The organism is Enterococcus ureasiticus (genome assembly GCF_001730285.1).
In the GTDB taxonomy this organism is placed as follows: domain Bacteria; phylum Bacillota; class Bacilli; order Lactobacillales; family Enterococcaceae; genus Enterococcus_L; species Enterococcus_L ureasiticus.
This window is the reverse complement of sequence record NZ_MIJZ01000015.1, coordinates 292,841-318,695: the sequence shown is the minus strand read 5'-3', so window position 1 is coordinate 318,695 and position 25,855 is coordinate 292,841. Positions and strand designations below refer to the sequence as shown.

The following is a 25,855-nucleotide window of genomic DNA, read 5'->3' as shown; positions in this document are numbered from 1 at the left end:
TTTAAAAAATTGATATATATTTTAAATAAACATACGTTCTATATCTCTACTTGTTTCAATACTTCTATGTAAATCTGATCTGACTGCTGACATTTATTGATCTATCTCAATGGTTTCCTACTAAAGCCTATTTTTACTAATTTAAACGTATTCTCAATCTATTTCGATAAAATATAACTTACTATTTATTCCATATTTATCAAAAAATTAGAACCGTTGAGAAAATTATGATAAATAAATTACTTTTTCATGTTGTATAATTACATTTATGAAAATATAATTTTCTTAAAGATTTTATATTTTTACTATATGAACATTATTACAAAAAAGGAAGGTATGTGTATTTTAATGAATGATTCATGGAGAAAAGGTTCGTTTAAATTTTTATTGTATTCAAGTACGCTTATCATAGCAGTTAATACTTCAATACCAGGATTGGCCGCAACTGTAGAGCAGGTAACTCAACCCAACTCAGCCAAAACAGCTTTGGAAAAAGACTATCAGACTGTATTACAAGAATATTTAACAGCCAAAGAGGAATACGAGCAAACAAAAGCAAGTTATGATACTGCATTAAACGATTACAATACGCTAAAAAGCACAGCGGATGAAACGTATAAAGCAGCTGATCAACTTAAAACAACTTTAGATGGATTAAAAGAAGCCTATCAAACGCAGTCAACGAAATTTGACGAAGCTACTAAGAGTTACAACGTAAGCAAGGCTACATATGAAACAAATAAGTCTAATTATGAAGCACATATTGAAAATTACAATACAGCCAAAGACGCTTACGAAATAGAAAAAAAGAGTTATGAAGAATCAGAAGCCACATTTATAGACAAGCAAACTGCGTATTTAACAGCACAAGCAGAATATGAAACATTAAACGAGGATGCCGAGAAAAAAAGAACCGACTATGAAACCTTACGTATCGCATATGAAGACAAACAGAAAGTTTACGAAGAAGCTGCAACTGCGTATAGAACGATTCAAACAGCCTATAACAAAGCGAAAGATACGTATAATACCCAATTGAAAGACTATAATTCACAAAAAAGTTCTTACGAAAATCTACTTAACACCTATACTACTAAAAAAAACACTTATGATGTTAAAGCGAAAGCATTCAACCTAGCAGCTATATCATATAACACGCTAAAAGCAGAACTTGAAACAGCTAAAGTTGACTGCACTAACATCAAAAAAGAGTATGATCAGGCGCTTAAGGAATATAACACACTGCTAGCTGAGTATAACAAAGCAAAAGACAGTTACTTAACTGACAAAGCAGCTTATGAAAAACATCTGTCAGAATTAAACACTTCAATAAGTAATTACGAAAGTAAACTGGCTGAGTACAATAAAATCAAAGCTGAGTATCAAACAACAAAACAAGCTTATGAAGAAGCAAAATCTGAATATGATACTCTATCAAGCCAATTAAAAGAATTAGCAAACCAATATGAAACACAACGCACAACATATGAAACAGAAAAAACAGCCTTTGATCAAAAAACAAAAACTTATGAAACAGCGAAAACAGCGTATGATCAACAAAAATCAGAATATGATACGAAACTTGCTGCTTACGAAACAGATCTAAAACTCTATAATGAAAAACGAGCGGCAGCGGAAGCAATTTTAAAACAGTATGAAGAAGGTACTGCAGAATATTCAGCTGCGTTAGCAGTCTACACGGAAAACAATAATCGCTACAATGAAGTGAGTAAAGAACATCAACAAGTAAAAGAACAAGCAGATGCACTAACTGCTAAATTTAAAGAAGTCACGATAGCTTATGAAACTGCAACAACTGAGTATCAAGTCATTGCTCAATCCTACCAGTCTATCAAGCAGAAATATGACTCTCTTGTAACACAATATGATCAAGCAAAAAGTGATTATCAGCAATTAGAAAAAAACTATCAAACCATCAGTGCTAGTTATACTCACGTAATGAGTGTCTATACTGAAACAGAAACAGCCCATAAAACTGCACTTGAAGAATCTGATGAAGTAAAAACTCAATTTGCTCAGGTAAAATCATCTTATGAAACTATCTTTGGTAAATTTACAAGTGGATCAGAAGCTTTTGATGCGATTAAAACGAAATATACTGAGGCAAATGACACATACGAAGCAGTTACTCAAAAATTTGAACTAGCTCGCGCCGAATATGACCGTCTTTTCCCGGAATATCAAACGCTAAAAAATGAATTAGCACAATTAAAAACTGAGCTTTCAAAGGCTGAGACATCTTTTACTAATCTAGGAAAAATATTAGAGACTACGCAAAACCAATACACTGATTTAAAAACACAATATACTAAAACAATGGCTGATTACGAAAAAGTTAAAAAGCAATTTTCTGATCTAGGAGTGGACTATACTACTGCTAAAATAGCTTATACAGCCGCAGCTGAAGCAATTTCGAAAGCAAAAGAAACTTTCGAAGCTCATGAAGATGAATATAAAGCTCTAGCTGCTTACTATCTTGATCTTAAAACGAAATATGAAAAAACTATGAAAATCTATAGTGCAACTTGGGATGCATTAATTGAAGTCACAGAAGAGCAAAAAGCCCATGAGGAAGAGTACACCGCTGTTTCACAAGAGTATGAAAAGTTAAAAGACTCTCTTGCAGCGCTTCATATAGAATATGGTGAGGTCAATACAGCATACAAAGCCGCAAATGATGCGTGGAAATTAGCCGATCCTGCATATCAAGTTGCCAATGACAAACTAAAAACTCTTAAAGATAACTATGATACCGCACTTGAACTTTTTAATAATCTACAAACAAAGTATAATCTTGCAAAAGAAAGTTTTAGTACAGCTAGAAAACCTTATCAGGATGCACTTGAAGCTTATGAGAAGGCAGTAATTGCTGAAGGGAAAATTAATGCTGCGGTTACTACTATGGATCAAGTTATGGATGCATTTCCTGCTGATAAAATCACAGAAGCCAATCTTGAAAACATTACAGCTGACTTAGATACATGGCAAGCCAAATACGACCCAGCAATAAAAGCATTAAATATCGCATTTGAATCTTCGTGGCCTATAATTCAAGATTATCAAAAAGCTAATATTCTTTATAATAAATCCGGTCTAATTGATATTTCACAACAACTGGATAGTGTCTATAATCCTACTGATTTTGAAACTAAATTATCAAATTATATTCAAAATGCTCAAGATACAATGCAAGAAAATGTGAATACTGCCAAAGCTTATCAACAATACTTTATAGCATACGAAGATTATTTAGATGCTTTTGATAATTATAAAAATAAATGGAAAGCTGGAAATCAAGGTGATCCAGAAAATAATTTAATGCTTATTTGGCAACCTACAATTAATGCTTTGCGTATACAAGATCGTAACTATGAGCTATTAGGTTATACTGTCGAACAATTAAAAATGATGAATACTGTTGAACAATTTGAAACTTTTATAGCTACATATGAAAAAGATGGAAGTACAGCTCTTTCAAATATTTCCGATTATATTGAGAATTATATAAAGGACGTAGATACACAATGGAGTGCTGCTCAAACTGTTTTAAAAAATGAAATAGCCAAATTTATAGCCGCAACAAACGTTAATGAGGATGATATTCAGGTTATCTTTGATGATGGAATGCTTACAGCTAATACAACTAACATGTACCATCAACTCCTTTCTGCTTATAATAACAATTTACAGTACCTTAAAGATACTATAAGTCGTTATGTCCTTTATTCTAAACGCGGTGTATCAGTTTATGAATGGATTACCGAGTACAATAATAATTATTCAGGATTCGACGGCAGTCTTGGAGGGCAACGGATGGAAGACTTAGTCGATATTCCACCTATTACACTTAAAACAATTGAAACTGACTTACGTCCATTGACACTTCGAAAGCTCACAGCTCCAGTAATCCCATCAGTACCTGGTATGCCTGAAACTCCTGTGGAACCAGTAGGAATTAACCAACCTGAAAAAGTAGATCCTGCAGCAATACCAGGAACTCTAGCTCCTGCACCTGCTCCAGCCTCTACAAAAACAATTGTAGAGATCACAGGAATCAACCTACCAATGCTAACAATAACACACACACCTACTCCCCCTGATTCAATCGTAGAATTAGGCACTTCAGAAGATGTGAGTAATGTAGAATTTGATAGTGACGAAGCTGAAGGTAGCATTAAACCTGAAGCCCCTGTTGAATTAAACAATTTCGAAGATGTTACAAACGTAGATCCATTAGAACCACCAAAAGAGCTAGAAAAAGCACCAGAAGTCGAAGAACCAATTATTCCAGGTCTTACAGCGCCAGAAACGGTGGATCCTGCAGCACCAACAGTAGAACAGCCAATTGAACTTACTGCGCCAACAGAACCTAAAACATTAGAAGCACCTGTGGCAGGAAAGCAATCCGAAGCGCCTGTATCGTTACTAGCTCCTAAGAAGGAGGAAGAAGAAAAGATTTTACCTATGACTGCAAGTTCTAAAACGAATACAGTCGCAGATCCTTCAAAGTCTAAACTTCCAAATACACGTTCTGGAAGAAGATTACCAAACACAGGATCAGAGACTTCTTCAATGGGACAAGGAATGGGCACCTTTATGGCAGGAGCCGCTGGATCACTTCTTTTCTGGAAGAGAAAAAAAGGAAAACATAGTAAATAAATGCTCTTTTTCTACCCAATAGTTTAGTACTCTAAGAATTATTTGAATAACAAAAACCCTGAGAATCAATCGCTTCAAAGTGATTGATTCTCAGGGTTTTTCTATTTTAAAGACCTAACTCTTGTAGTCCTGCAATTATTTGAAATTGGTGATATCAAAAAGATATTTAGTGATTCAAATTCAGGATGATACATATTTTCCCTTTTTTGAGTTAATCTTTTCTTCTACTATTTTTTAGACGTAGGCGTTTTGGTGATTCACTAGTAGGGAGACTTCTCTCCCTTTGCACGCCTTGTATTGTTCATCATCTACTCTGGCGAAGCCAGTCGTAGGCCTTCCATTCTTTGTGCTTTAGAACTTTGAATTTGATGTGTTCGTAACAAAGCGGGGTGATTCACTAGTAGGGAGACTTCTCTCCCTTTGGTCGCCAAGTATTGTTCATCATCTACTCTGGCGAAGCCAGTCGTAGTGATTCACAACAAAGAACCCACTCTTTGGGGAAGAGTGGGAAAAGGAGTTAAAAAATGAAAAAGTGTTTTGTTAGGGTTGTTTGTTTGGTATAAATATATAATAACTCCAAATTGTGACTATTTTATGTTGAAAATTTGGATTCTTTATTACAAATGTTTGCCGAAAATCTGAATTTCTTTTAGATTTTTATAATCTTTGACTAGTTAGTTGTTCTCAATAATGCTTGTGTCGTACATCTAAAAGAACCGCCGAATATTCTTGAGATCTCGTAATCTAACGTTTCCACCTTCATTCCATGGCTTTCCAACTCTGTAATCAACTTTGTAAATGACTGGTCTGTAACATATACAGACTCATTAATTGGCAGACCATTAGCCATCAATAGAGACGCTTCTTTTAACGAAATATTTATCTTATCCCAGTTACTTAACTCTTCAGGTAAACCATCTAAAAAAGCTTCTTCACAGTAAATCATCAAGCCGTCTCTCACCATGCTCAGTGCACAATCTAGATGCAGGATATCTGGATGCAAACGTACTGGTATAACGTCATAATCCCAGTGAGCTAACAGCGATTTCAGCCAATTAATCCCATTTAGATTACTCGCCAATCCAGAATGCCCGATAAATATTGTTTTACCATAAACTAAAACATCCCCGCCTTCTAAAAATGGTCCAATTTCACTATCCAATCCTTCAGAAATATCTGGTTGCGGCGCAGCTAAATAAACAGCATCAGAATGTTTTGATTCCGCAGTTAAAATGTCTCGAATTGGCAATATTTCCAAACGACGATGCGCAAATCTCAAGTTTCCTTCAATGATGAAATGGCCAATTGTAAAAAATGGATCTCTCGAAAAGAAATTAGCATATCCACTTCCGCTCTCCTTGCCTAACGTCTTTTCATATTCTGTTAACAGTCGTGGCCTGATCACTTCTACACCATACGATGTCAACAGTTGAAGCATCTGCTCTTTTTCTTTTTCCCATTTTTTTTGCATATCTGGGTAAAGATCGCCTACATCACCAACTTTATTCCTGAAAAGATTGAGGTTTTCTTCTGATAGAAAACTTGTATCTAATTCCTCTTCCCCTTCTGGTAAATAAAATTGTGATTGCGCTAAAACAACTCTTTTTAACGGAGCAAATTCACTCTCTACAAAATTTGTTTTCATTAATTGTCACTCCACCTATCGTCACTTTTCCAACATTATAGCAAGATTCTACCGATTTTTACAAACAGGTAACTTTTACCAGCTTGTATCTTATTGATTAATTAAAGAAACCCGTCCCCCAAGTCGATTTTGTCTGTCCATCATCTGGTCCCACAGCAATATAACGACGGACACCACCTTGACTGATATAACTGATCCAAACATAACCGTTACTATGAAGATAGTGGTCGTAGTTGATTGCCATACCAGGCAAATAATAATCAAGTGCTGGACTTTTCGTATCATCAGGATCAGTATCTCGGCTAACTGCTAATTTTCTATCTGGATAAAATGTACCTACCATTGAAACTAATCCTGATGGTTGCTCTTGTGGCACGGGCTTTGCTTTTGGAGGATTTGGCTGTGGTTTCAGCTGACTGCTTTCATTCTTCCCGTAAGAATAGATAGTTACTGCTGGACAGCCATTTAATTCCCAAATCGTATCATGATCATTGATTGTAATGCCATTATAGCCATAGTTACAATGAATAATTCGATCTTGATCATCTATAAAAATACCTGTATGACCGGCCGCTCCTCCTGATGCTCCCCGATTTCCCCAGATAAAAATATCCCCTTTTTTTGCGGGATAATTACCGGAAGCATCCGCCGTTACTTGAGTCCAGCCAGCCTTTTCCAAATGTGAGAAAAGAGTATCCGTATTACCCATCACTCCACTAGTCAAAAAACCGCCGCTGATCAAAGCAAAATAAACCGCGCTTGAACAATCATAGCTATTAGGACCTAGCCTTGTATTCATTGAGTAAGTGACCCTTCCTTTGCGGTCCGTCATCCATTTAATCATATTTTCTATATTCGCCATCTTTTTTACTCCCTTAATTTGTTATTTTATAAAATCGTCTTAGCAACTTCTTGAACTTTTTGAATGAGCTCTTCGTCTTCCATCCAATTGTCGGATTGAATCCATTGGTGTATCAGTTTCATTTTATTGGGCGTTTCGGGATCTTTATCAACTAATTGTTCAGATTCAACTAACTCATAGACAAATGTGTTCATGATATCTATGTCTAGCTTTTTTTGTATTTGAAGAATATATGTCAATGGAGGATTCCATCGTTGACTAGCAGCTAATTTAGCTTTTCCTCCAACTAATTCTGTCCAATTGAGTTCTTTTTTCATTCTTATTTCATCGATTACTTCCCAAAAATCGTTGATTGTTTTTATCGTACGCATAGGTTTTACTCCTTTGTTTTGATTTTTATTTATATATTGATCTTACTCTATATTTATGCCGATTAACTTTTAACTTACTGTTAAAACTCTCCCAAAAAAGCCTGATTTAAAACGGAGAAATACAGAATGTTTCACATGAAACAAAAAAAGAGGCAGCTACATTATGAGCTCCCTCTTTTTTATCTGTTATTTACTTTGGTTTGTAAGCTATTAAAACGACTGTTTTTAAGGCTGTACTTTTGCTATCTTCCCTTGTTCAATATACACCATCAAAATCGATACGTCAGCTGGATTCACACCACTGATTCGGCTTGCTTGAGCAATCGTTTCTGGTTGGATCTTTTGCAATTTTTGTTTTGCTTCAGTAGCTAAGCCATTTATTGCAGCATAATCGATGTTTTCAGGAATTCGTTTGGCTTCCATCCGTTTTAGTTTATCGACTTTTTCCAATGCCTTCTTGATGTAGCCTTCATATTTTAGTTGAATTTCAACTTGCTCAATGACTTTATCATCCAAATCTACTTCAGAAGCTGGGATAAATTGTGTCACTTCATGATAGCTCATTTCTGGGCGTTTTAAGAAGTCTCCAGCTAAGACCCCATCTTTCAACGGAACAGAACCTTTCGCTTCTAAAAACGCTTGTACGTCTGCTGTAGGCTTCACTCTAACTGAGTTCAAGCGAGCTATTTCAGCTTCGACTGCTTTTTTCTTTTCAAGATACGCTGTATATTGGTCTTCTTTGACTAAACCAATTTCGTGCCCTTGTTCGGTTAAACGCAGATCTGCATTATCATGGCGTAAAATCAAACGATATTCAGCTCTTGATGTTAGTAAACGATAAGGTTCATTTGTGCCTTTTGTTACTAAATCATCGATCATCACACCGATATAACCATCACTACGTTTCATCACGAAAGGTTCTTTTCCTTGGACTTTAAGTGCAGCATTGATTCCAGCTATCAAGCCTTGCCCTGCTGCTTCTTCATAACCGCTGGTACCATTCGTTTGTCCAGCTGTAAATAAGCTATCGATCACTTTTGTTTCTAAGGTTGGACGTAATTGGTGCGGCACAACAACATCATACTCGATCGCATATCCTGTACGCATCATTTCAGCTTTTTCTAACCCTGCAATCGAATGTAAGATATCTGTTTGGACATCTTCTGGTAATGAAGTAGAAAGTCCTTGAACGTAAACTTCTTCTGTGTTCAGTCCTTCTGGCTCTAAGAATAATTGATGGCGAGGTTTGTCAGAAAAACGAACGATTTTATCTTCAATCGACGGACAGTAACGCGCGCCAACACCTTCAACGATTCCTGTAAACATCGGTGCACGATGTAGATTCTCTTGAATAATTTCATGGGTTCCTTCATTCGTATAAGTCAGCCAGCATGAACGTTGGTCTAAATTATACGCATCATCTGGTGTGCTGAAACTAAAATGATTGGGTTCTTCATCACCAGGTTGTTCTTCTGTGACAGAATAATCGATCGTACTAGATTTCACACGCGGTGGTGTTCCTGTTTTGAACCGATCCATTTCAAGTCCTAATTCTTTCAAATGATCTGCTAAACCAATTGATGGTAATGAATTGTTCGGTCCTGAAGAATATTTCAGTTCACCAATGATGATTTCACCACGAAGTGCTGTTCCAGCTGTAATGATTACCGCTTTACTTTGGTATTGTGCACCTGTTGTTGTAATGACACCTTTACAAATCCCATCTTCTACAATTAAGCGTTCCACAATTCCTTGACGTAATGATAAGTTGTCCGTGCGTTCGATCGTGTGCTTCATTTCAGTAGCATAAGCATGTTTGTCCGCTTGGGCGCGCAACGCGCGAACGGCCGGACCTTTTCCTGTGTTTAGCATCCGCATTTGGATGTATGTTTTGTCTATATTACGACCCATTTCGCCGCCTAATGCATCGATTTCTCGAACCACAACTCCTTTGGCTGGGCCTCCCACAGATGGGTTACACGGCATAAATGCGACCATATCTAAATTGATTGTTAAAAGTAAGGTTTTGCTGCCCATGCGAGCAGATGCTAAAGCTGCTTCTGAACCAGCATGTCCTGCTCCAACTACGATTACGTCATAAGATTCTGCTTTAAATTGATTCATCGACTCTTCCTCTCTATTTTCCTAAACAAAATTGACTAAATAATTGGGTGATCAGTTCATCTTGGACACTGTCCCCGACGATTTCACCTAAAAAGTCCCAACAGCGGGTCATATCCATTTGAACGAGATCGACTGGCATTCCAGCTTCGATTCCTCGGATCACTTCATCCAGTGCTATAGCTGCCTGATCTAATAATGCGATATGGCGAGTATTGGATACGTATGTCGCATCTTTTTCCCCAGTTTGTCCGCCGAAAAATAAGTCTGCGATTTTTAATTCTAATTGTTCCATCCCTGTATTGGATAAAACCGATACGGGTAATATTTCTTCATCATTAACGAGCTGTTTTAATTCTTCTCGATCTAATTGAGAAGGTAAATCCATTTTATTCAGTAGGATCACTCGTTTTAATCCGTCTGTCGCTATTAATAATTGACGATCTTCGTCTGTAAGTGGCTCATTTTGATTCAGAACGAGCAAAATCAAATCGGATTCAGCTAATGCTTTACGGCTACGTTCAACACCGATTCGTTCTACGATATCTTCTGTTTCTCTGATTCCAGCTGTATCGATCAATTTCAATGGTACTCCGCGGACATTGACGTATTCTTCGATAACATCACGTGTCGTTCCTGCAATATCTGTTACGATCGCTTTTTCTTCACGTAATAAGTGGTTCAATAAACTTGATTTACCAACGTTTGGACGACCGATGATTGCTGTACTTAAGCCTTCACGCAAGATTTTTCCTTGCTTCGCTGTTGTCAATAATCCTTCGATCTGGGCTTTGACGAATCCAGCTTTTTCAAGTAATAGTTTTGTTGTTAATTCTTCTACATCATCATATTCAGGATAATCGATATTTACTTCGACTTGCGCTAAAGTTTCTAAAATTTCCTGTCTCAACGAACGGATCAAAGAAGATAAATTTCCATCCAATTGATCCAAGGCAACATGCATCGCTCGATCTGTTTTTGCTCGAATCAAATCCATCACAGCTTCAGCTTGAGATAGGTCCATTCGACCATTTAAAAAGGCTCTTTTCGTAAATTCACCAGGTTCAGCCAAACGAGCGCCTTCTCTTAACAACAATTGCAATAACTGGTTAACGACTACGATTCCACCATGACAGTTGATTTCAACAACATCTTCTCTGGTAAAAGTTTTCGGTGCCCGCATGACAGAAACCATCACTTCATCTAGCAAGCTATCGTCTTTAGGATCAAGGATATGACCATAATGAATCGTATGTGTAGGCACATCTAGCAGCTGCTTACTCCCTGAGCGATAGACTTTATCTGCAATTGCGATTGCTTCATCACCACTTAAACGGACAATACTGATTGCTCCTTCGCCAGGAGGTGTTGAAATTGCGGCGATTGTATCAAATTCTAGCGTTATTTGTTGCATGGTTGACTGACTTCCTTTCATTAATAGATTAAGCTTTTTTCGTGTAATTATTACTACGTTAAACCGCTCTTATCTCTTTTAAACTATGTACGCATCTATTTTTGGCTACAAAAAAAGCGCCCACTCCACCCCTATTTTTTCAGGTTGGATCTAGCACTTTCACTGCGTCAATTCCTATTAATTTCTTGACATAGAATAGCATATTTTTATTTTTTTCGCAACATTATTTATTTGATAAAAGCGTTCGTTAACTTTGCATTTCTTCTGTTTTATCTTTAAAATAAACATATATAAGGCAAGGAGGTTCCTATGATGAAACGAACAAAAAAAGATGAATTCAATGAACAAGAATTAGAAAATCGTTTAAGTGGAATCACATTATCTACAGGAAATGTCAGTAAAAAATATATCGTTCGGGATATTGTTTTTGCAACAGATCGAATCGAGACAGACTTATTTTCACCAGATGTCAATCCAAATGATATTTTCAGTGGTGTTTATCGTCAGCTGAAAGTAATTGCGTTTGAATATGAAGCAGATGCTGTGATCAATTGTCATTTTGAAGAAAAATATGTAGAATATCAAGGGAAATGGGTCGTAGAAATATTTGCTTATGGAACAGTCGTTCAGTTTACACAAACAAATATTGGTTAAATACTATTCAAAGAGGAAAGGCGATTAAGCTTTTCCTTTTTTCTCTGTTATTTTTGGCAAAATAAAAAAACCTGATTCTAAAAGAACCAGGCTGGAAGAAGCACGAATGCTCCAACTACTTTATCATCGTATTTTGTACGTTGATAAGAATGATTTCGTTTAAAATATACTTTGTTTAACTGTATTTGTCAATGTATTTTTTTTTACAAAACTATCCTATTTTAACAATAAATGCCCCTTTAAAAAAATAATTTCAAAGGGGCATTTACTATTTAATAATATTTTTTCACAGGTTCAACAACCAAATAACGATAAGGTTCGTCACCTTCTGAATGTGTTTTGATATGATCGTCTTTACTCAAGGTAAAGTGAATTTGTTTTCGTTCAAATGCTGGCATTGGTTCTAGAAAAACAGGACGGCCAGTTTGTTTGACTTTTTCAGCTGTTCTTTCTGCTAAACGTTGCAAGATCGCTTGACGTTTTTCACGATAATCACCAACATTCACCACAACAGATAACTTATTTTCTGCAACACGATGAACGAAAACTTGTGCTAAATATTGAAGCGCATTTAAGACTTTTCCATGTTTTCCAATCAAGATTCCTTGTTTATCTGTATCTAAATGGAAAACCAACAAACCATCTTTACGTTCTAAACGGACTAAAGCCGGTGCATTCAATTCTTTTGAAATAGTTGTTAAATACATCGCTAGTTCAGTGATCGCTTCTTCATCTTCTAGATTTTCCAAGACTTTCGGTTCAGAGGAATCTGAGGTTTTAGCAGCTAACAATTCTTCAACAGCTGTTTCTACTTTTACTTCCTCATCTGCCACGATGATATCTTCGACGGTCTCTGCAACTGCTTCTGCGATTTGTTCGCTGACAGTTGGCTCGATTGACACTTGAGCAAGTTTTTTACCAAAACCCAAGAAACCTTTCTTAGCGTCTGTAATTACGCTGATCTCTACTTCTTCCTTTGACAAATTCAGTGCGTGTAAGCCCTTAGTGGTTGCTTCTTCAATTGTGTTTCCCTCATATACCGGCATCTGGAAAACCTCCTTTTATTTTTTCTTATTTTTTTTCTTAGGATTCATTGCTTTCTTCAATGCTCGTTCGCGCTCTTTTACTTGTCGTTCTGCTTCTGCACGCTCTTTACGGATTTTGAATGGATTATTGATCAATAATGTTTGACCAACTTGGAAGGCATTAGAAACCACCCAATAAAGTGATAATCCGCTGGCTAAGCTCATACCCATTACAAAGATCATAACTGGCATTACAAAGTTCATGATTTTTAGCGATGCATTTGATTCTATTTGGCTCATGCTAGTCAAATACGTACTAGCAAAGGTAAATGCCGCTGCTAAAATCGGTAAAATAAAATATGGATCGGGTTGACCTAGATTCAACCACAGAAAACTTCCTTGCTTCAATTCTGGTACACGTGAAATCGATTGATACAACGCCATCATGATCGGCATTTGAATCAATAACGGTAAACACCCTGCATAAGGATTTACATTATTTTCGGCATACAATTTTTGCTGTTCTTCACGGAATAAACGTTGTGTCTCTGGATCTTTTGATGAATATTGTTTTTGTAGCGCTTTTAATTTTGGTTGTAATTCTTGAGTCTTACGCATGCTTTTCGTTTGGAAATGCATCAATGGTAATAAAATGATTCTGATTACTAATGTAAATAGGATAATCCCGATACCAGTATTTGCTGAAATGGATAAGAATTTAATTGCTTCAGCGAAATAATAGACAATGTAGCGGTCCCAAATTCCTGTACTACTCGCGTTAATCGGGGCTGTTCCACAGGCAGACAACACAAAAACAAGTGCTAGTAAACCTGCCATCAATAATAGACGTTTATACTTCTTCACAAAACTGTTCCTCTCTTATTTCAAAATTTTTGCAAGTTTTAACACATGCGTCACGTTGCTATGAATTTCTTCTAAACTCAACTTGTCGACGCCAGGCCTTGCGATGATAATAAAATCACAAGTAGGATCGATTGAATCTTTTAATTGATAGATCGACGTACGAACCTTGCGCTTTACAGCATTTCTAACAACCGCATTCCCAACTTTTTTCCCTACTGAAATTCCTACCCGAAAATGCTTTTGTTCTGGTTTTTCTAATACGTACACGACAAATCTTCGGTTGGCACAGGACTGTTTATGTTGAAACACTGCTTGAAATTCTTTTTCTTTTTTTACTCTATAGGATTTCTTCATCTGCATCCCTTTGTTTCTTTCTATCTTTCTTTTTTACTCACTCTACAATGATAGCATATTTTAGTCATTTTTTTTCAAAATTAAAGGAAAATATCCAGAGATTTTGGTGATAATGACCCTAATTTCATATCTTATCATTTTTTTAGTTTTTTTTCACTTTATTTTATGGGATTGAGAGAATTTTTTGAGGTTGATCTGGTTTTAGCGTGTGCGGATTTAATTCTTAACGTTTAAGTTATACAAATGGGTAAGATCGAATCGAAATGGGGTGATTTAGAATATGACTGTTAGCTTTGTCTGATTAATATTGTTGCTATTGCTTTTCATTACTACTGTACTACTTTTTTAGTGTTAGACGTTTGGTGATTCACTAGTTAGGAAACTTCTCTTACTGCGCACGCCTTGTATTGTTCATCATCTACTCTGGCTAATTCTGGCTTAGTCCTTGTATTCTTTGTTCTGTAGCCCTTAGAGAGTTGATGCGGTCGAAACGAGTTCGTGATTCACTAGTTAGGAAACTTCTCTCACTACGTTCGCCAAGTATTGTTCATCATCTACTCTGGCGAAGCCTGGCTTAGTCCTTGTATTCTTAGTGCTTTAGTCCTTAGATTGATGCGGTCGAAACGAGTTCGTGATTCACTAGTTAGGAAACTTCTCTCACTACGTTCGCCAAGTATTGTTCATCATCTACTCTGGCGAAGCCAGTCGTAGTGATTCACAACAAAAGAACCCTTTATTATTTCCACACATACATTGTGAAGATAATAAAGGGTTCTTAGTTTAAACTTGATTCGTTATTTAAAGTCAACATAAATTATGCTGAAATAACTTTTCTGCCTTTACGACGTCTGCTCGCTAATACGTTGCGACCATTTTTTGTGCTCATGCGTTTACGGAAACCGTGAACTTTTTGACGTTTGCGTTTGTTTGGTTGATACGTTCTTTTCATCTCTTGTTCCACCTCCTGAAATTGTAACTATCCATCAATACATAGACATACTTTGATAGTATACCTAGTATTAGGTCGATTTGTCAATAAATTTTCTGGAATAAATTATTCTTCTTATCAAAATAAGTTATCCACAAAAGAGAAAAATTTATGGATAGCTTGTGGATAGTTTTTTCAGCCATCACATTTCATTTTAAGTTTTCTCCACACTTTTGCACAAAAAAACAGGCTGTTAAAAAGTTATGCACATTCGATTTTTCAATTGTGCATAACTTCCTAAAAAGATTGAATTGCTTGGGTTTGTTTTACAGAACTTGCTGTGGATAAATAAAATAACAAAAAGAAATCCACTGTTTTTTTCTTGTTTGTGGATAAGTTTATAACCCTCTGTGAATTTTTTTTCCACAATTCACAATTTGCCTGTGGAAAAAGTTCCAAAAAAATGCTAAAATTCTATTTGCTTATCTATTTATATTTGTTCTGATTTTTTATATAGAAAAATTTGTTCCGTTTTATGGATCAGCTTCCGATTAAATTTGGAAAAAAAGACTTGAAAAAGATTGTGGTGAACAACGTCCGCTTCATTTTTTCTATTTTTCTGTCGAAACTGGACAAATCCGTTACGCTTTTGCTTTGAACATGCCAAGAAATACAACGTAGTTATACGTTAATACTAATTGGTACAAGGCGAAGCCACACGAAATATTGTTTCTGTACACTATCTAGCTTACCGGGCTAGCACTACGCTTTTAAACTAAGGAGGTCACCATATGCCCGATATGGAAAGTTTCTGGAAAGATCTAGAAGATACTTACCAATCTGTTTTGTCTGCGCCAAGTTTTGATGCTTGGATAAAAACAACGCAACCGCTAAAGTTGGAGAATAATCAATTATGGTTAGAAGTTCCTTCTGCTGTTCATAAAGACTATTGGGAAAAGAATTTAGCCGCAAAAATCGTCGAAACCGGCTTTAAATTGACTGGTGCTGAAGTGATGCCTCATTTTGTTGTTACTGGTGAAAAAGAGACAATGCCGGTTCAAGAAGAAAAAAAAGCCCCTGTAACGCAGGAAAAAATTGCGGAACATGGGAAAAAAGCTTTATTGAATCCAAAGTATTCTTTTGACACATTCGTTATCGGAAAAGGAAATCAAATGGCTCATGCAGCGGCTTTAGTTGTAGCAGAAGATCCTGGTTCTATCTATAATCCACTATTCTTTTATGGTGGTGTTGGTTTAGGAAAAACCCATTTGATGCATGCTATTGGTCATCAAATGCTGCAAAATCGGCCAGATGCAAAAGTAAAATATGTCAGCAGTGAAACATTTACAAATGAATTTATCAATTCGATCCAAACTAAGAATTCTGAACAATTTAGAAAAGAGTACCGAAATGTTGATTTACTACTAGTCGATGATATTCAATTTTTAGCTGAGAAAGAAGCAACATTGGAAGAATTTTTCCATACCTTCAATGATCTGTATAATGAAAACAAACAGATCGTTCTCACCAGTGATCGGCCGCCTAATGATATTCCAAAGCTACCTGAGCGTTTAGTTTCTCGTTTTGCTTGGGGTCTCTCTGTTGATATCACACCACCTGATTTAGAGACACGAATTGCCATCTTACGGAAAAAAGCAGATGCAGAACGCTTGGAAATTCCTGACGATACACTCAGTTACATCGCCGGCCAAATTGATTCCAACATTCGTGAATTAGAAGGCGCCTTGGTCCGAGTTCAAGCATTTGCCACGATCAATGGGGAAGATATTACAACTAGTCTAGCGGCAGATGCTCTGAAATCTTTAAAATCTGTCGGTAGTCAAAATCATTTGTCGATTTTACAAATCCAAGAAGAAGTGGCAAAGTATTACCATATCCAATTAAAAGATCTAAAAGGCAAAAAACGTGTGAAATCGATTGTTGTTCCTAGACAAATATCGATGTACCTTTCCAGAGAGATGACCGAAAATTCTCTACCAAAAATCGGTGCCGAGTTCGGCGGAAAAGATCACACTACAGTTATTCATGCTCATGAAAAAATTCAACAATTAATGCAAAAAGATCCGACAATTCAAAAAGAAGTTGGCGAAATCAAAAACTTGCTTAATTCGTAGCCTGTGGATAAAAAAGTGAAATAGTAAAAAGTTTTCCACAAGTTATGCACAGGTGGAAAACTTATCTTTTATTTCGTTTCCTGACTTTTCCACAGAATTAACAGGACCTACTACTTTTATTATTTATTTATATATAAATACAAAACTGTCTTAGCAAAATTTATACTTTTAAAATCAATTAAAAAAGGAGTTCAATCATTATGAAATTAACCGTGAAAAGAAATACCTTCTTACAAGAATTACAAACCGTTCAACGAGCTATTTCTTCTAAAACAACTATCCCTATTTTAACAGGTGTAAAAATCGTTTTAACTGACGAAGGGTTATCATTAACAGGTAGTAATGCAGATATTTCTATTGAAAGTTTTCTAAGTAAAGAAGACGAAAAAGCTCAGATGACAATTGAATCTACAGGTAGTATTGTTTTACAAGCACGTTTCTTTGGTGAAATCATTCGTAAATTACCTGAAGATATGTTCACCTTAGAAGTATTGGAAAATAATCAAGTCGCGATTACTTCAGGAAAAGCTGACTTTACGGTTAATGGACTAGATGCAGATAATTATCCACACCTGCCCGTTATCGATGCTAAAAATCAAATTCAATTACCCGTTCACCTGTTGACAAAAATTATCAATGAAACAGGATTTGCTGTTTCTCTCCATGAAAGTCGTCCGATTTTAACTGGTGTTCATTTTATTTTAGAAAATCAAAAATTATTAGCTGTTGCAACAGATTCACATCGTTTGAGCCAACGAATCATTCCAATCGAACAAGCAGCTGAAAATTTCAATATTGTCATTCCAGGAAAAAGTTTGACTGAACTTTCTCGTTCATTTACGAATGAAGAAGAAATGGTCGAAATCAGCATCATGGAAAACCAAGTATTGTTCAAAACACAAAATATGTATTTCTATTCTCGTTTGTTAGAAGGAAATTATCCTGATACGAATCGTTTGATTCCAACAAGTTTTAATACTGAAATTGATTTTTATGTGCCAGAATTATTATCTGCAATCGATCGTGCATCTTTATTGTCACATGAAGGTCGCAATAATATCGTTCGCTTAGCGATTGCTTCTGATTCTGTTGTTCTTTACGGAAACTCGCCAGAAATCGGTAAAGTAGAAGAACCGTTAAATTATGAAAAAGTAACTGGTGACCCACTAGAAATTTCTTTCAATCCGGATTATATGAAAGATGCTTTACGAGCATTTGGTGATATGAGTATTACAGTTAAATTTATTTCTGCGATTCGCCCATTTACGTTAGAACCAACAGAAACTGATTTAGACTTTATTCAGTTGATTACGCCAGTTCGTACGAATTAAAAAAACAAAAAGTATTGAAAATTTATGATAAAAGAGTGTATGAAAAACCTAAAATTTGGTTTTTCACACACTCTTTTTATATTTATTGTAGCTAAAATTAAAATAGGAATGATTATCCAGCTTCATACTTCTTGATAAGTTTTTTTGTTTTGGTTCCCATAATCGTAAAGTAGACAGCGCCAAACATAAAAAACATCACTGGCATTATCTGGATGATCAAAAAGAATGTTTGCATAACAATCATTCCAAACAATTGCAGACCAGTATATTCCCAAATACTTGAGGTTAAGTACCATGAAGATATTTTTTCAAAAGAAGGTTGCAACATAAAGAAATAAAGGAACATTAATGTCGCCCATAAAATAGCTTGATCATATAACCGTTTATAGCGTTCGTTGCTTGACGAAGTATCTGAAAAAATATCTAAATCTTGATTTTTACTATTTAACGGAGTAAAAAATTGAAAACCACTACTTTTCGTCCCACTGATATGCTGCCAACCACTATCTTCAAACAAAGTTAGGTAAGCAAGATAATCAGCTTTCTTTTTGAATATCTGATAATCAATTCTGTAATTCAAATTTTTTGGTATTATTTTTTCAAATGTATAGATTCCCCACGTACTATATTTTATCAGTCCCCAACCTTGTTCAGCCATTTCATGTAAATATAGCTCTTCTTTTTTCATGTCAACAAACATTCTTATTTTTTTCATATGTCCCTCCTATAATAACTGATCCGCAAGTTTGACTAATTCTTTTAATCGTTCAACTTCAAGCATTAAAACTTTTTTACCAGTATTTGTTAATTGATATATGCGCCGACGTTTATCTTCTCCTGGAACCTCACTGATCAACTTTTGCTTTAATAAATTTTCTGTTGCGCCATACATTGTGCCCGCTGCAATACGTACTCGACCATTACTTATTTCCTCTACTTTTTGCATGATGGCATATCCATGAGAAGGTTCAATTAGTGACATCATAATATAAAAAGTTGTTTCTGTTAGAGGTAGAATCTTGTTAATATTCATTTATCGTACACCTTTTTTATAATTATTATATACAGTTTGACTGTACAATTGAATTGTATATCGGTTGACTGTATAAGTCAATTATTTATTCAAAAAAAATTTACATAAGGCAAAACTTATAAATTTATTCCTAAAATGCATTTTAAGCCTTTTTTAATCGTTAGAATATTTTTTGTCGATTGTCTTCAAAATTGCTTAGAAACAAAATTAGACGGATAAATTTGTTTTTTGATGTAAAAAAGAGTATAATATTGGAGTAAAAGTGAAAACAAAAAAGAGGGATGCATTTTGAAAAAGACGATTGTTTTAGAAACAGATTACATGACACTCGGTCAAGTCTTAAAAGAAGTCGACGTTATCAGTAGTGGCGGCGCTGCCAAATGGTACTTAGCTGATAATAGTGTATTCGTAGATGGAGAATTAGAGAATCGCCGCGGTAGAAAATTATATGCTGGTATGATGCTCGAAATACCTGAAGAAGGTACTTTTTTTATGGTCAAAAAAGGCGAGGTAGTCGATGAGACTGAATGAAATCGAGGTGCAGCATTATCGTAATTATGATGGGCTGACCTTAGATTTCCCTAAAACCTTAAATATTTTTCTAGGGGAAAATGCACAAGGCAAGACAAATCTCTTAGAAAGTATTTATGTTTTAGCGATGACCCGTAGTCATAGAACCAGTAACGAGAAAGAATTGGTTCATTGGGATTCTGATTCAGCAAGAATCAGCGGAGTTATTGAAAAAAAGACAGGAACGGTGCCGCTTGAGATCATTATTTCTAACAAAGGCCGCAAGACAAAGGTCAATCATATTGAACAAAAGCGTTTGAGTTCATACATTGGTCAGCTGAATGTCATTTTATTTGCGCCAGAAGATCTTTCGCTTGTCAAAGGCTCACCGCAATTACGTCGTAAGTTTATCGATATGGAATTGGGCCAAGTCAATCCGATTTATTTGTATGATTTGGTTCAATATCAGTCTGTCTTAAAACAGCGTAATCAATATTTAAAGCAGTTAGCTGAAAAAAAACAGTCGGATCTTGTTTATTTAGATATTTTGACTGAACAATTGGCAGAATTTGGCGGAAAAGTCTTGTTTGCTCGTCTAGAATTTATCCAAAAATTAGAGCACTGGGCGAATTTACTGCATAAGAAAATTAGCCATGAAAAAGAAGAATTGGCGATCGATTATTTTTCAAGTATCCCGTTAGATAAAGAAAATTTTTCACTAGAAGAGATCCAAAAGCAACTGCTGCAGAGCCTTCTTGATAACCGAAAACGTGAGTTGTTTAAGGCAAATACCTTTTTAGGTCCTCATCGAGATGATCTGATTTTTAATGTAAACGGACAAAACGTCCAAACATATGGATCACAAGGTCAACAAAGAACCACAGCTCTTAGCGTAAAGCTTGCGGAAATTGATTTAATGTATTCAGAAACAGGAGAATATCCTGTGTTGTTATTGGATGATGTCATGAGTGAGTTAGATAATGAACGACAATTACACCTGCTAGAAACGATTGAAGGAAAGGTTCAGACTTTTTTAACAACTACAAGTTTGGATCATTTAAACAATAAATTAACTGTTGAACCAGATATATTTTATGTTCATCAGGGAGAGATAGAGAGGGAAGCATCTATATGACAGAAGAAGAAAAAAACATGAAAGAACGTGCACAAGAATATGATGCCAGTCAGATTCAGGTATTAGAAGGTCTTGAAGCGGTTCGTAAACGTCCTGGTATGTACATAGGATCAACGAGTTCGGAAGGTTTGCATCACTTAGTTTGGGAGATCGTTGATAATTCGATCGATGAGGCTTTGGCAGGCTTCGCATCAAGTATCCAAGTAATAATTGAAGAAGATAACAGTATTACTGTTGTCGATGATGGACGGGGAATCCCAGTCGGTATTCAAGCCAAAACAGGCAGACCTGCTGTAGAAACAGTCTTTACCGTTCTCCATGCAGGAGGAAAATTTGGCGGTGGCGGATATAAAGTTTCCGGCGGACTTCACGGGGTAGGTTCCTCTGTTGTTAATGCTTTATCAACAACATTAGACGTAAAAGTCTACAAAGAAGGCAAAATTTATTACCAAGAATTCCATCAAGGTGCTGTAAAAGATGACTTAAAAGTGATCGGTGACACAGAGCGTCATGGGACGACAGTCCATTTTGTTCCAGATCCAGAAATTTTTACAGAGACAACTGTCTTTAATTTTGATAAATTAGCAACACGTGTTAGAGAGTTAGCATTCTTGAATAAAGGGCTAAAAATTTCTATTGAAGATAAACGTGAAGAAAAACCTGTCTTGAAAGAATTTCATTACGAAGGCGGGATCAAGAGCTACGTAGAACATTTGAATGCGAATAAAGATGTTTTATTCCCAGAACCTGTTTTTATTGAAGGGGAACAACAAGACATCATCGTTGAAGTATCCATGCAATATACAGATGGTTACCACACCAATTTATTAAGTTTCGCCAATAACATCCATACGTATGAAGGCGGAACACATGAATCAGGTTTTAAAACGTCATTAACGCGTGTAATCAATGATTACGCTCGTAAACAAAAGATCATGAAAGAAAATGATGAAAACCTAACAGGGGAAGATGTTCGTGAAGGATTAACAGCTGTTATTTCTATCAAACACCCAGAACCTCAATTTGAAGGACAAACCAAAACAAAATTAGGAAATTCAGAAGTTCGGACTGTTACGGACCGTTTGTTCTCTGAGTATTTCAATAAATTCTTGATGGAAAATCCAACTGTTGGGAAACAAATTGTAGAAAAAGGCCTACTAGCTTCTAAAGCCCGTATGGCTGCTAAAAGAGCACGTGAAGTGACGCGTCGTAAAGGGGCACTTGAAATCAGTAATTTACCAGGTAAATTGGCCGATTGTTCAAGTAAAGATCCTGAAAAATGTGAAATTTTCATCGTCGAAGGAGATTCAGCCGGCGGTTCAGCGAAACAAGGCCGTAGCCGTGAATTCCAAGCGATTTTACCAATTCGTGGGAAAATCTTGAATGTTGAAAAAGCCAGCATGGATAAAATTTTAGCGAATGAAGAAATCCGTTCATTATTTACAGCGATGGGAACAGGTTTTGGGGCTGATTTTGATGTATCAAAAGCTCGTTACCACAAATTAGTAATCATGACCGATGCCGATGTCGATGGTGCACATATCCGTACACTATTGTTAACATTGTTCTATCGTTTCATGCGCCCAGTTGTTGAAGCGGGATATGTATATATCGCTCAACCACCTTTATATGGGGTAAAACAAGGGAAAAATATCACCTATGTTCAACCAGGGAAAAATGCTGAGGAAGAACTAGCTCAAGTTTTAGAGAACCTACCAGCTAGTCCAAAACCAAGTGTTCAACGTTACAAAGGTCTTGGAGAAATGGATGATCATCAATTATGGGAAACAACAATGGATCCTGAAAGACGTTTGATGTCACGCGTCAGTGTCGATGATGCGATCGAAGCCGATCAAATTTTTGAAATGTTGATGGGAGACCGTGTTGAACCACGCCGAGCATTTATTGAAGAAAATGCCCATTACGTGAAAAATCTAGATATTTAATTAAGAAGGAGATAAATTCATGAGTGAAGAAATGAAAGAGAACATTCAAGACGTCAATCTGACCAGTGAAATGAAAGAATCCTTCATTGATTATGCGATGAGCGTTATTGTGGCTCGTGCATTACCAGATGTTCGTGATGGGTTAAAACCAGTTCACCGTCGTATTTTATACGGAATGAATGAGTTAGGTGTAACACCTGATAAACCACATAAAAAATCAGCTCGTATCGTTGGGGATGTTATGGGTAAGTACCATCCACATGGAGATTCATCCATTTATGAAGCAATGGTACGGATGGCTCAACCTTTTAGTTACCGCAGTATGCTCGTTGATGGACATGGAAACTTCGGTTCTGTCGATGGTGATGGCGCTGCTGCAATGCGTTACACTGAAGCTAGAATGAGTAAAATTGCGTTGGAAATGCTTCGTGATATCAATAAAAATACAGTTGATTTCCATGGAAACTATGATGACTCAGAACAAGAACCAGATGTACTGCCAGCACGTTTCCCTAACCTTTTAGTGAATGGAACAACAGGGATCGCTGTTGGGATGGCAACAAATATTCCGCCTCATAATTTAGCTGAAGTTATCGAAGCTGCAAGCTTGCTGATGGAAAATCCAGAAGCGACAACGAATGAGTTAATGGAAGTATTGCCTGGACCAGATTTCCCTACAGGTGGTTTAGTTATGGGGAAATCAGGAATTCGCCGCGCCTATGAAACAGGTCGAGGATCAATTACGATTCGTGCTAAAGTTGAGATCGTTGATATGCCGAATGGTAAAGAACGTATCTTAGTATCTGAGTTGCCATATATGGTCAACAAAGCGCGTTTGATCGAACGAATTTCAGAATTACATCGTGAAAAACGGATTGAAGGAATCACTGATTTACGTGATGAATCTTCTCGTGAAGGTATGCGTATCGTCATTGACGTTCGTCGCGATGTCAGTGCCTCTGTTATCTTGAATAACCTTTATAAAATGACTGCATTACAAACTTCTTTTGGTTTTAATATGTTAGCAATCGAAAAAGGGATTCCTAAGATTCTAAGTCTGAAAGAAATTCTTGAAAACTATATAGAGCACCAAAAAGAAGTTATTACACGCCGTACAGAATTTGATAAGAAAAAGGCAGAATCACGTGCTCATATCTTAGAAGGTTTGCGAATTGCTTTAGATCACATTGATGAGATCATTGCAATTATTCGAAATTCAAAAGCAGATGATGAAGCGAAAGCTTCTTTGATCGAACGTTTTGAATTTTCAGATCGTCAAGCACAAGCGATTTTGGATATGCGTTTACGCCGTTTGACAGGTTTGGAACGCGATAAGATCGAAAATGAGTACCAAGAATTATTGAAATTCATTGCTGATTTGAATGATATCTTAGCTCGACCAGAACGTGTCGTTGAGATCATCAAAACAGAATTAGGTGAGATTCATGATAAATATGGCGATGCTCGCCGCACTGAATTATTAGTGGGTGAAGTCCTAAGTTTAGAAGATGAAGACTTGATCGAAGAAGCTGAAGTTGTTATTACACTAACAAACAATGGCTATATCAAGCGTTTAGCGAACAGTGAATTTAGAGCACAACGCCGTGGTGGTCGTGGTGTTCAGGGAATGGGCGTTCATGATGATGACTTCGTGAAAAACCTAGTTTCTTGTTCAACTCATGATACGTTACTATTCTTTACGAATAACGGTAAAGTCTACCGTGCTAAAGGATATGAAATTCCTGAATACGGCAGAACAGCTAAAGGAATCCCTGTGATCAACATGCTAGGTATTGATTCTAGTGAGAAGATCCAAGCGATCATCGCTGTTGAAGGACAAGCAGAAGAAGGACATTATCTATTCTTCACGACCCGTAAAGGTACTGTTAAACGTACAGCAGTCAAAGCATTCTCTAATATTAGAAGCAATGGTTTGATCGCAATCGGTCTAAAAGAAGAGGATGAGCTAGTCAATGTTGTCTTAACAAATGGCGAACAAAACATGATCATCGGAACGCATAATGGTTATTCTGTGACATTTGCTGAAACAGCAGTCCGTGATATGGGCCGTACAGCATCAGGTGTGCGTGGTATTCGTCTAAGAGAAGAAGATTACGTCGTAGGAGCCTCTTTACTCGACGCTGACACGGAAGTTCTAGTGTTGACGGAAAATGGTTACGGTAAGCGTACAAAAGCCTCTGAGTACCCTGTGAAGGGCCGTGGTGGTAAAGGGATCAAGACAGCCAATATCACACCGAAGAATGGTCCACTAGCAGGACTTACTACCGTTCGCGGTGATGAAGATATTCTAGTGATTACCAATAAAGGTGTCATTATTCGTTTCAATGTCGATTCAGTTTCTCAAACAGGACGCGCTACATTAGGGGTTCGTTTGATGAGAATGGAAGAGGATGCAAAAGTTGTGACGATGGCGGTTGTAGAGCCGGAGCCAGATGAAATCGTTGAAGAAGTTGAAGGTGTAGAAACAACAGTTGTTGAAACTGAAACAATTGAAACAGATACAACGACGGAAGAATAAAAAGTAAGAACCTCGTTTCAGTCAACATTAGACTGAAACGAGGTTTTTTAGCAAGAAAAAATTAGAACATGTAACTTTGTGTAGTACAGGCTAAATGTTCTAATTTCTATGGATATATTGTAATTCTTTCTTTGCTAAGATACCTAACGATCCATAAATTATTTTAAAAATAAATTATAGTATGAGAAGGTTAATAATACAAAGCCGATTAAAGTATATTTATCTAAAAATTTGCTACCATAAACAAAATAATAAATTATTTGTAAGCCAATAATTAAAAGAGACACTATTAAAACGATACTGTACGA

19 protein-coding genes are annotated in these 25,855 nt (G+C 36.4%); 8 read left to right on the top strand and 11 right to left on the bottom strand.

Annotated elements, in window-relative coordinates:
• Window positions 1-348 precede the first annotated feature (348 nt).
• The gene (locus BCR21_RS14035; RefSeq protein ID WP_084013328.1) at window positions 349-4,680 is read left to right on the top strand and encodes an LPXTG cell wall anchor domain-containing protein; all 4,332 of its coding nucleotides are present in this window, start codon (window positions 349-351) and stop codon (window positions 4,678-4,680) included.
• A gap of 670 nt (window positions 4,681-5,350) precedes the next feature.
• On the opposite strand, the gene BCR21_RS14030 is transcribed toward BCR21_RS14035, so the two are convergent.
• From BCR21_RS14030 to mnmE, 5 genes are all read right to left on the bottom strand, one after another.
• Window positions 5,351-6,325 carry a dimethylarginine dimethylaminohydrolase family protein gene (locus BCR21_RS14030; RefSeq protein ID WP_069647082.1) on the bottom strand — a complete coding sequence of 325 codons (975 nt, stop codon included), beginning with the start codon at window positions 6,323-6,325 and terminating at the stop codon, window positions 5,351-5,353.
• A gap of 97 nt (window positions 6,326-6,422) precedes the next feature.
• The gene (locus BCR21_RS14025) at window positions 6,423-7,187 is read right to left on the bottom strand and encodes a peptidoglycan amidohydrolase family protein (protein WP_069647081.1); all 765 of its coding nucleotides are present in this window, start codon (window positions 7,185-7,187) and stop codon (window positions 6,423-6,425) included.
• Window positions 7,188-7,213: 26 nt separating this feature from the next.
• Complete coding sequence (locus BCR21_RS14020) at window positions 7,214-7,558, bottom strand: hypothetical protein (RefSeq protein ID WP_069647080.1); 345 nt, start codon at window positions 7,556-7,558, stop codon at window positions 7,214-7,216.
• Window positions 7,559-7,783: 225 nt separating this feature from the next.
• Window positions 7,784-9,682 (bottom strand): tRNA uridine-5-carboxymethylaminomethyl(34) synthesis enzyme MnmG, encoded by a 1,899-nt coding sequence (gene mnmG, locus BCR21_RS14015; protein ID WP_069647079.1) that lies wholly within the window; start codon window positions 9,680-9,682, stop codon window positions 7,784-7,786.
• 13 nt (window positions 9,683-9,695) lie between these two features.
• On the bottom strand, window positions 9,696-11,093 hold the full coding sequence (gene mnmE / locus BCR21_RS14010) for a tRNA uridine-5-carboxymethylaminomethyl(34) synthesis GTPase MnmE (protein WP_069647078.1): 1,398 nt from the start codon (window positions 11,091-11,093) through the stop codon (window positions 9,696-9,698).
• Window positions 11,094-11,405: 312 nt separating this feature from the next.
• Between mnmE and BCR21_RS14005 the strand changes: the two genes are divergently transcribed.
• Window positions 11,406-11,747, top strand: a complete 342-nt coding sequence (locus tag BCR21_RS14005) for a hypothetical protein (RefSeq protein ID WP_069647077.1) — start codon at window positions 11,406-11,408, stop codon at window positions 11,745-11,747.
• Window positions 11,748-12,019: 272 nt separating this feature from the next.
• On the opposite strand, the gene jag is transcribed toward BCR21_RS14005, so the two are convergent.
• The 4 genes from jag to rpmH form a co-directional block, all read right to left on the bottom strand.
• Window positions 12,020-12,793: an RNA-binding cell elongation regulator Jag/EloR gene (gene jag / locus BCR21_RS14000; protein ID WP_069647076.1), complete on the bottom strand. Its 774-nt coding sequence runs from the start codon at window positions 12,791-12,793 to the stop codon at window positions 12,020-12,022.
• A gap of 15 nt (window positions 12,794-12,808) precedes the next feature.
• Window positions 12,809-13,636, bottom strand: a complete 828-nt coding sequence (locus tag BCR21_RS13995; RefSeq protein WP_069647075.1) for a YidC/Oxa1 family membrane protein insertase — start codon at window positions 13,634-13,636, stop codon at window positions 12,809-12,811.
• Between the two features lie 15 nt (window positions 13,637-13,651).
• The gene (rnpA, locus tag BCR21_RS13990; RefSeq protein WP_069647137.1) at window positions 13,652-13,990 is read right to left on the bottom strand and encodes a ribonuclease P protein component; all 339 of its coding nucleotides are present in this window, start codon (window positions 13,988-13,990) and stop codon (window positions 13,652-13,654) included.
• 814 nt (window positions 13,991-14,804) lie between these two features.
• Entirely contained in the window at window positions 14,805-14,939 is a 135-nt protein-coding gene (gene rpmH, locus BCR21_RS13985; protein WP_010762140.1) for a 50S ribosomal protein L34, read from the bottom strand.
• 770 nt (window positions 14,940-15,709) lie between these two features.
• Between rpmH and dnaA the strand changes: the two genes are divergently transcribed.
• Both dnaA and dnaN read left to right on the top strand, forming a co-directional pair.
• Entirely contained in the window at window positions 15,710-17,053 is a 1,344-nt protein-coding gene (gene dnaA / locus BCR21_RS13980) for a chromosomal replication initiator protein DnaA (RefSeq protein WP_069647074.1), read from the top strand.
• Window positions 17,054-17,253: 200 nt separating this feature from the next.
• Window positions 17,254-18,384, top strand: coding sequence for a DNA polymerase III subunit beta (gene dnaN, locus BCR21_RS13975; protein ID WP_010766631.1), 1,131 nt, complete (start codon window positions 17,254-17,256; stop codon window positions 18,382-18,384).
• A 112-nt stretch (window positions 18,385-18,496) separates the two neighbouring features.
• Here dnaN and BCR21_RS13970 read toward each other — a convergent pair whose 3' ends face one another.
• A complete protein-coding gene (locus BCR21_RS13970) occupies window positions 18,497-19,099 on the bottom strand; it encodes a DUF2812 domain-containing protein (protein ID WP_069647073.1) in 603 nt (200 codons plus the stop codon).
• 9 nt (window positions 19,100-19,108) lie between these two features.
• Window positions 19,109-19,417: a PadR family transcriptional regulator gene (locus tag BCR21_RS13965; protein WP_069647072.1), complete on the bottom strand. Its 309-nt coding sequence runs from the start codon at window positions 19,415-19,417 to the stop codon at window positions 19,109-19,111.
• A gap of 288 nt (window positions 19,418-19,705) precedes the next feature.
• Here BCR21_RS13965 and yaaA point away from each other — a divergent pair, with 288 nt between their 5' ends.
• From yaaA to gyrA, 4 genes are read left to right on the top strand one after another with little or no spacing between them, the layout of a single operon-like run.
• The gene (gene yaaA / locus BCR21_RS13960) at window positions 19,706-19,948 is read left to right on the top strand and encodes a S4 domain-containing protein YaaA (RefSeq protein WP_069647071.1); all 243 of its coding nucleotides are present in this window, start codon (window positions 19,706-19,708) and stop codon (window positions 19,946-19,948) included.
• The gene (recF, locus tag BCR21_RS13955) at window positions 19,935-21,062 is read left to right on the top strand and encodes a DNA replication/repair protein RecF (RefSeq protein ID WP_069647070.1); all 1,128 of its coding nucleotides are present in this window, start codon (window positions 19,935-19,937) and stop codon (window positions 21,060-21,062) included. The genes yaaA and recF overlap by 14 nt, the downstream gene beginning before the upstream one ends.
• Entirely contained in the window at window positions 21,059-23,008 is a 1,950-nt protein-coding gene (gene gyrB, locus BCR21_RS13950; RefSeq protein WP_069647069.1) for a DNA topoisomerase (ATP-hydrolyzing) subunit B, read from the top strand. The genes recF and gyrB overlap by 4 nt, the downstream gene beginning before the upstream one ends.
• Before the next feature lie 19 nt (window positions 23,009-23,027).
• Window positions 23,028-25,547 carry a DNA gyrase subunit A gene (gene gyrA, locus BCR21_RS13945; protein ID WP_069647068.1) on the top strand — a complete coding sequence of 840 codons (2,520 nt, stop codon included), beginning with the start codon at window positions 23,028-23,030 and terminating at the stop codon, window positions 25,545-25,547.
• Window positions 25,548-25,855 lie beyond the last annotated feature (308 nt).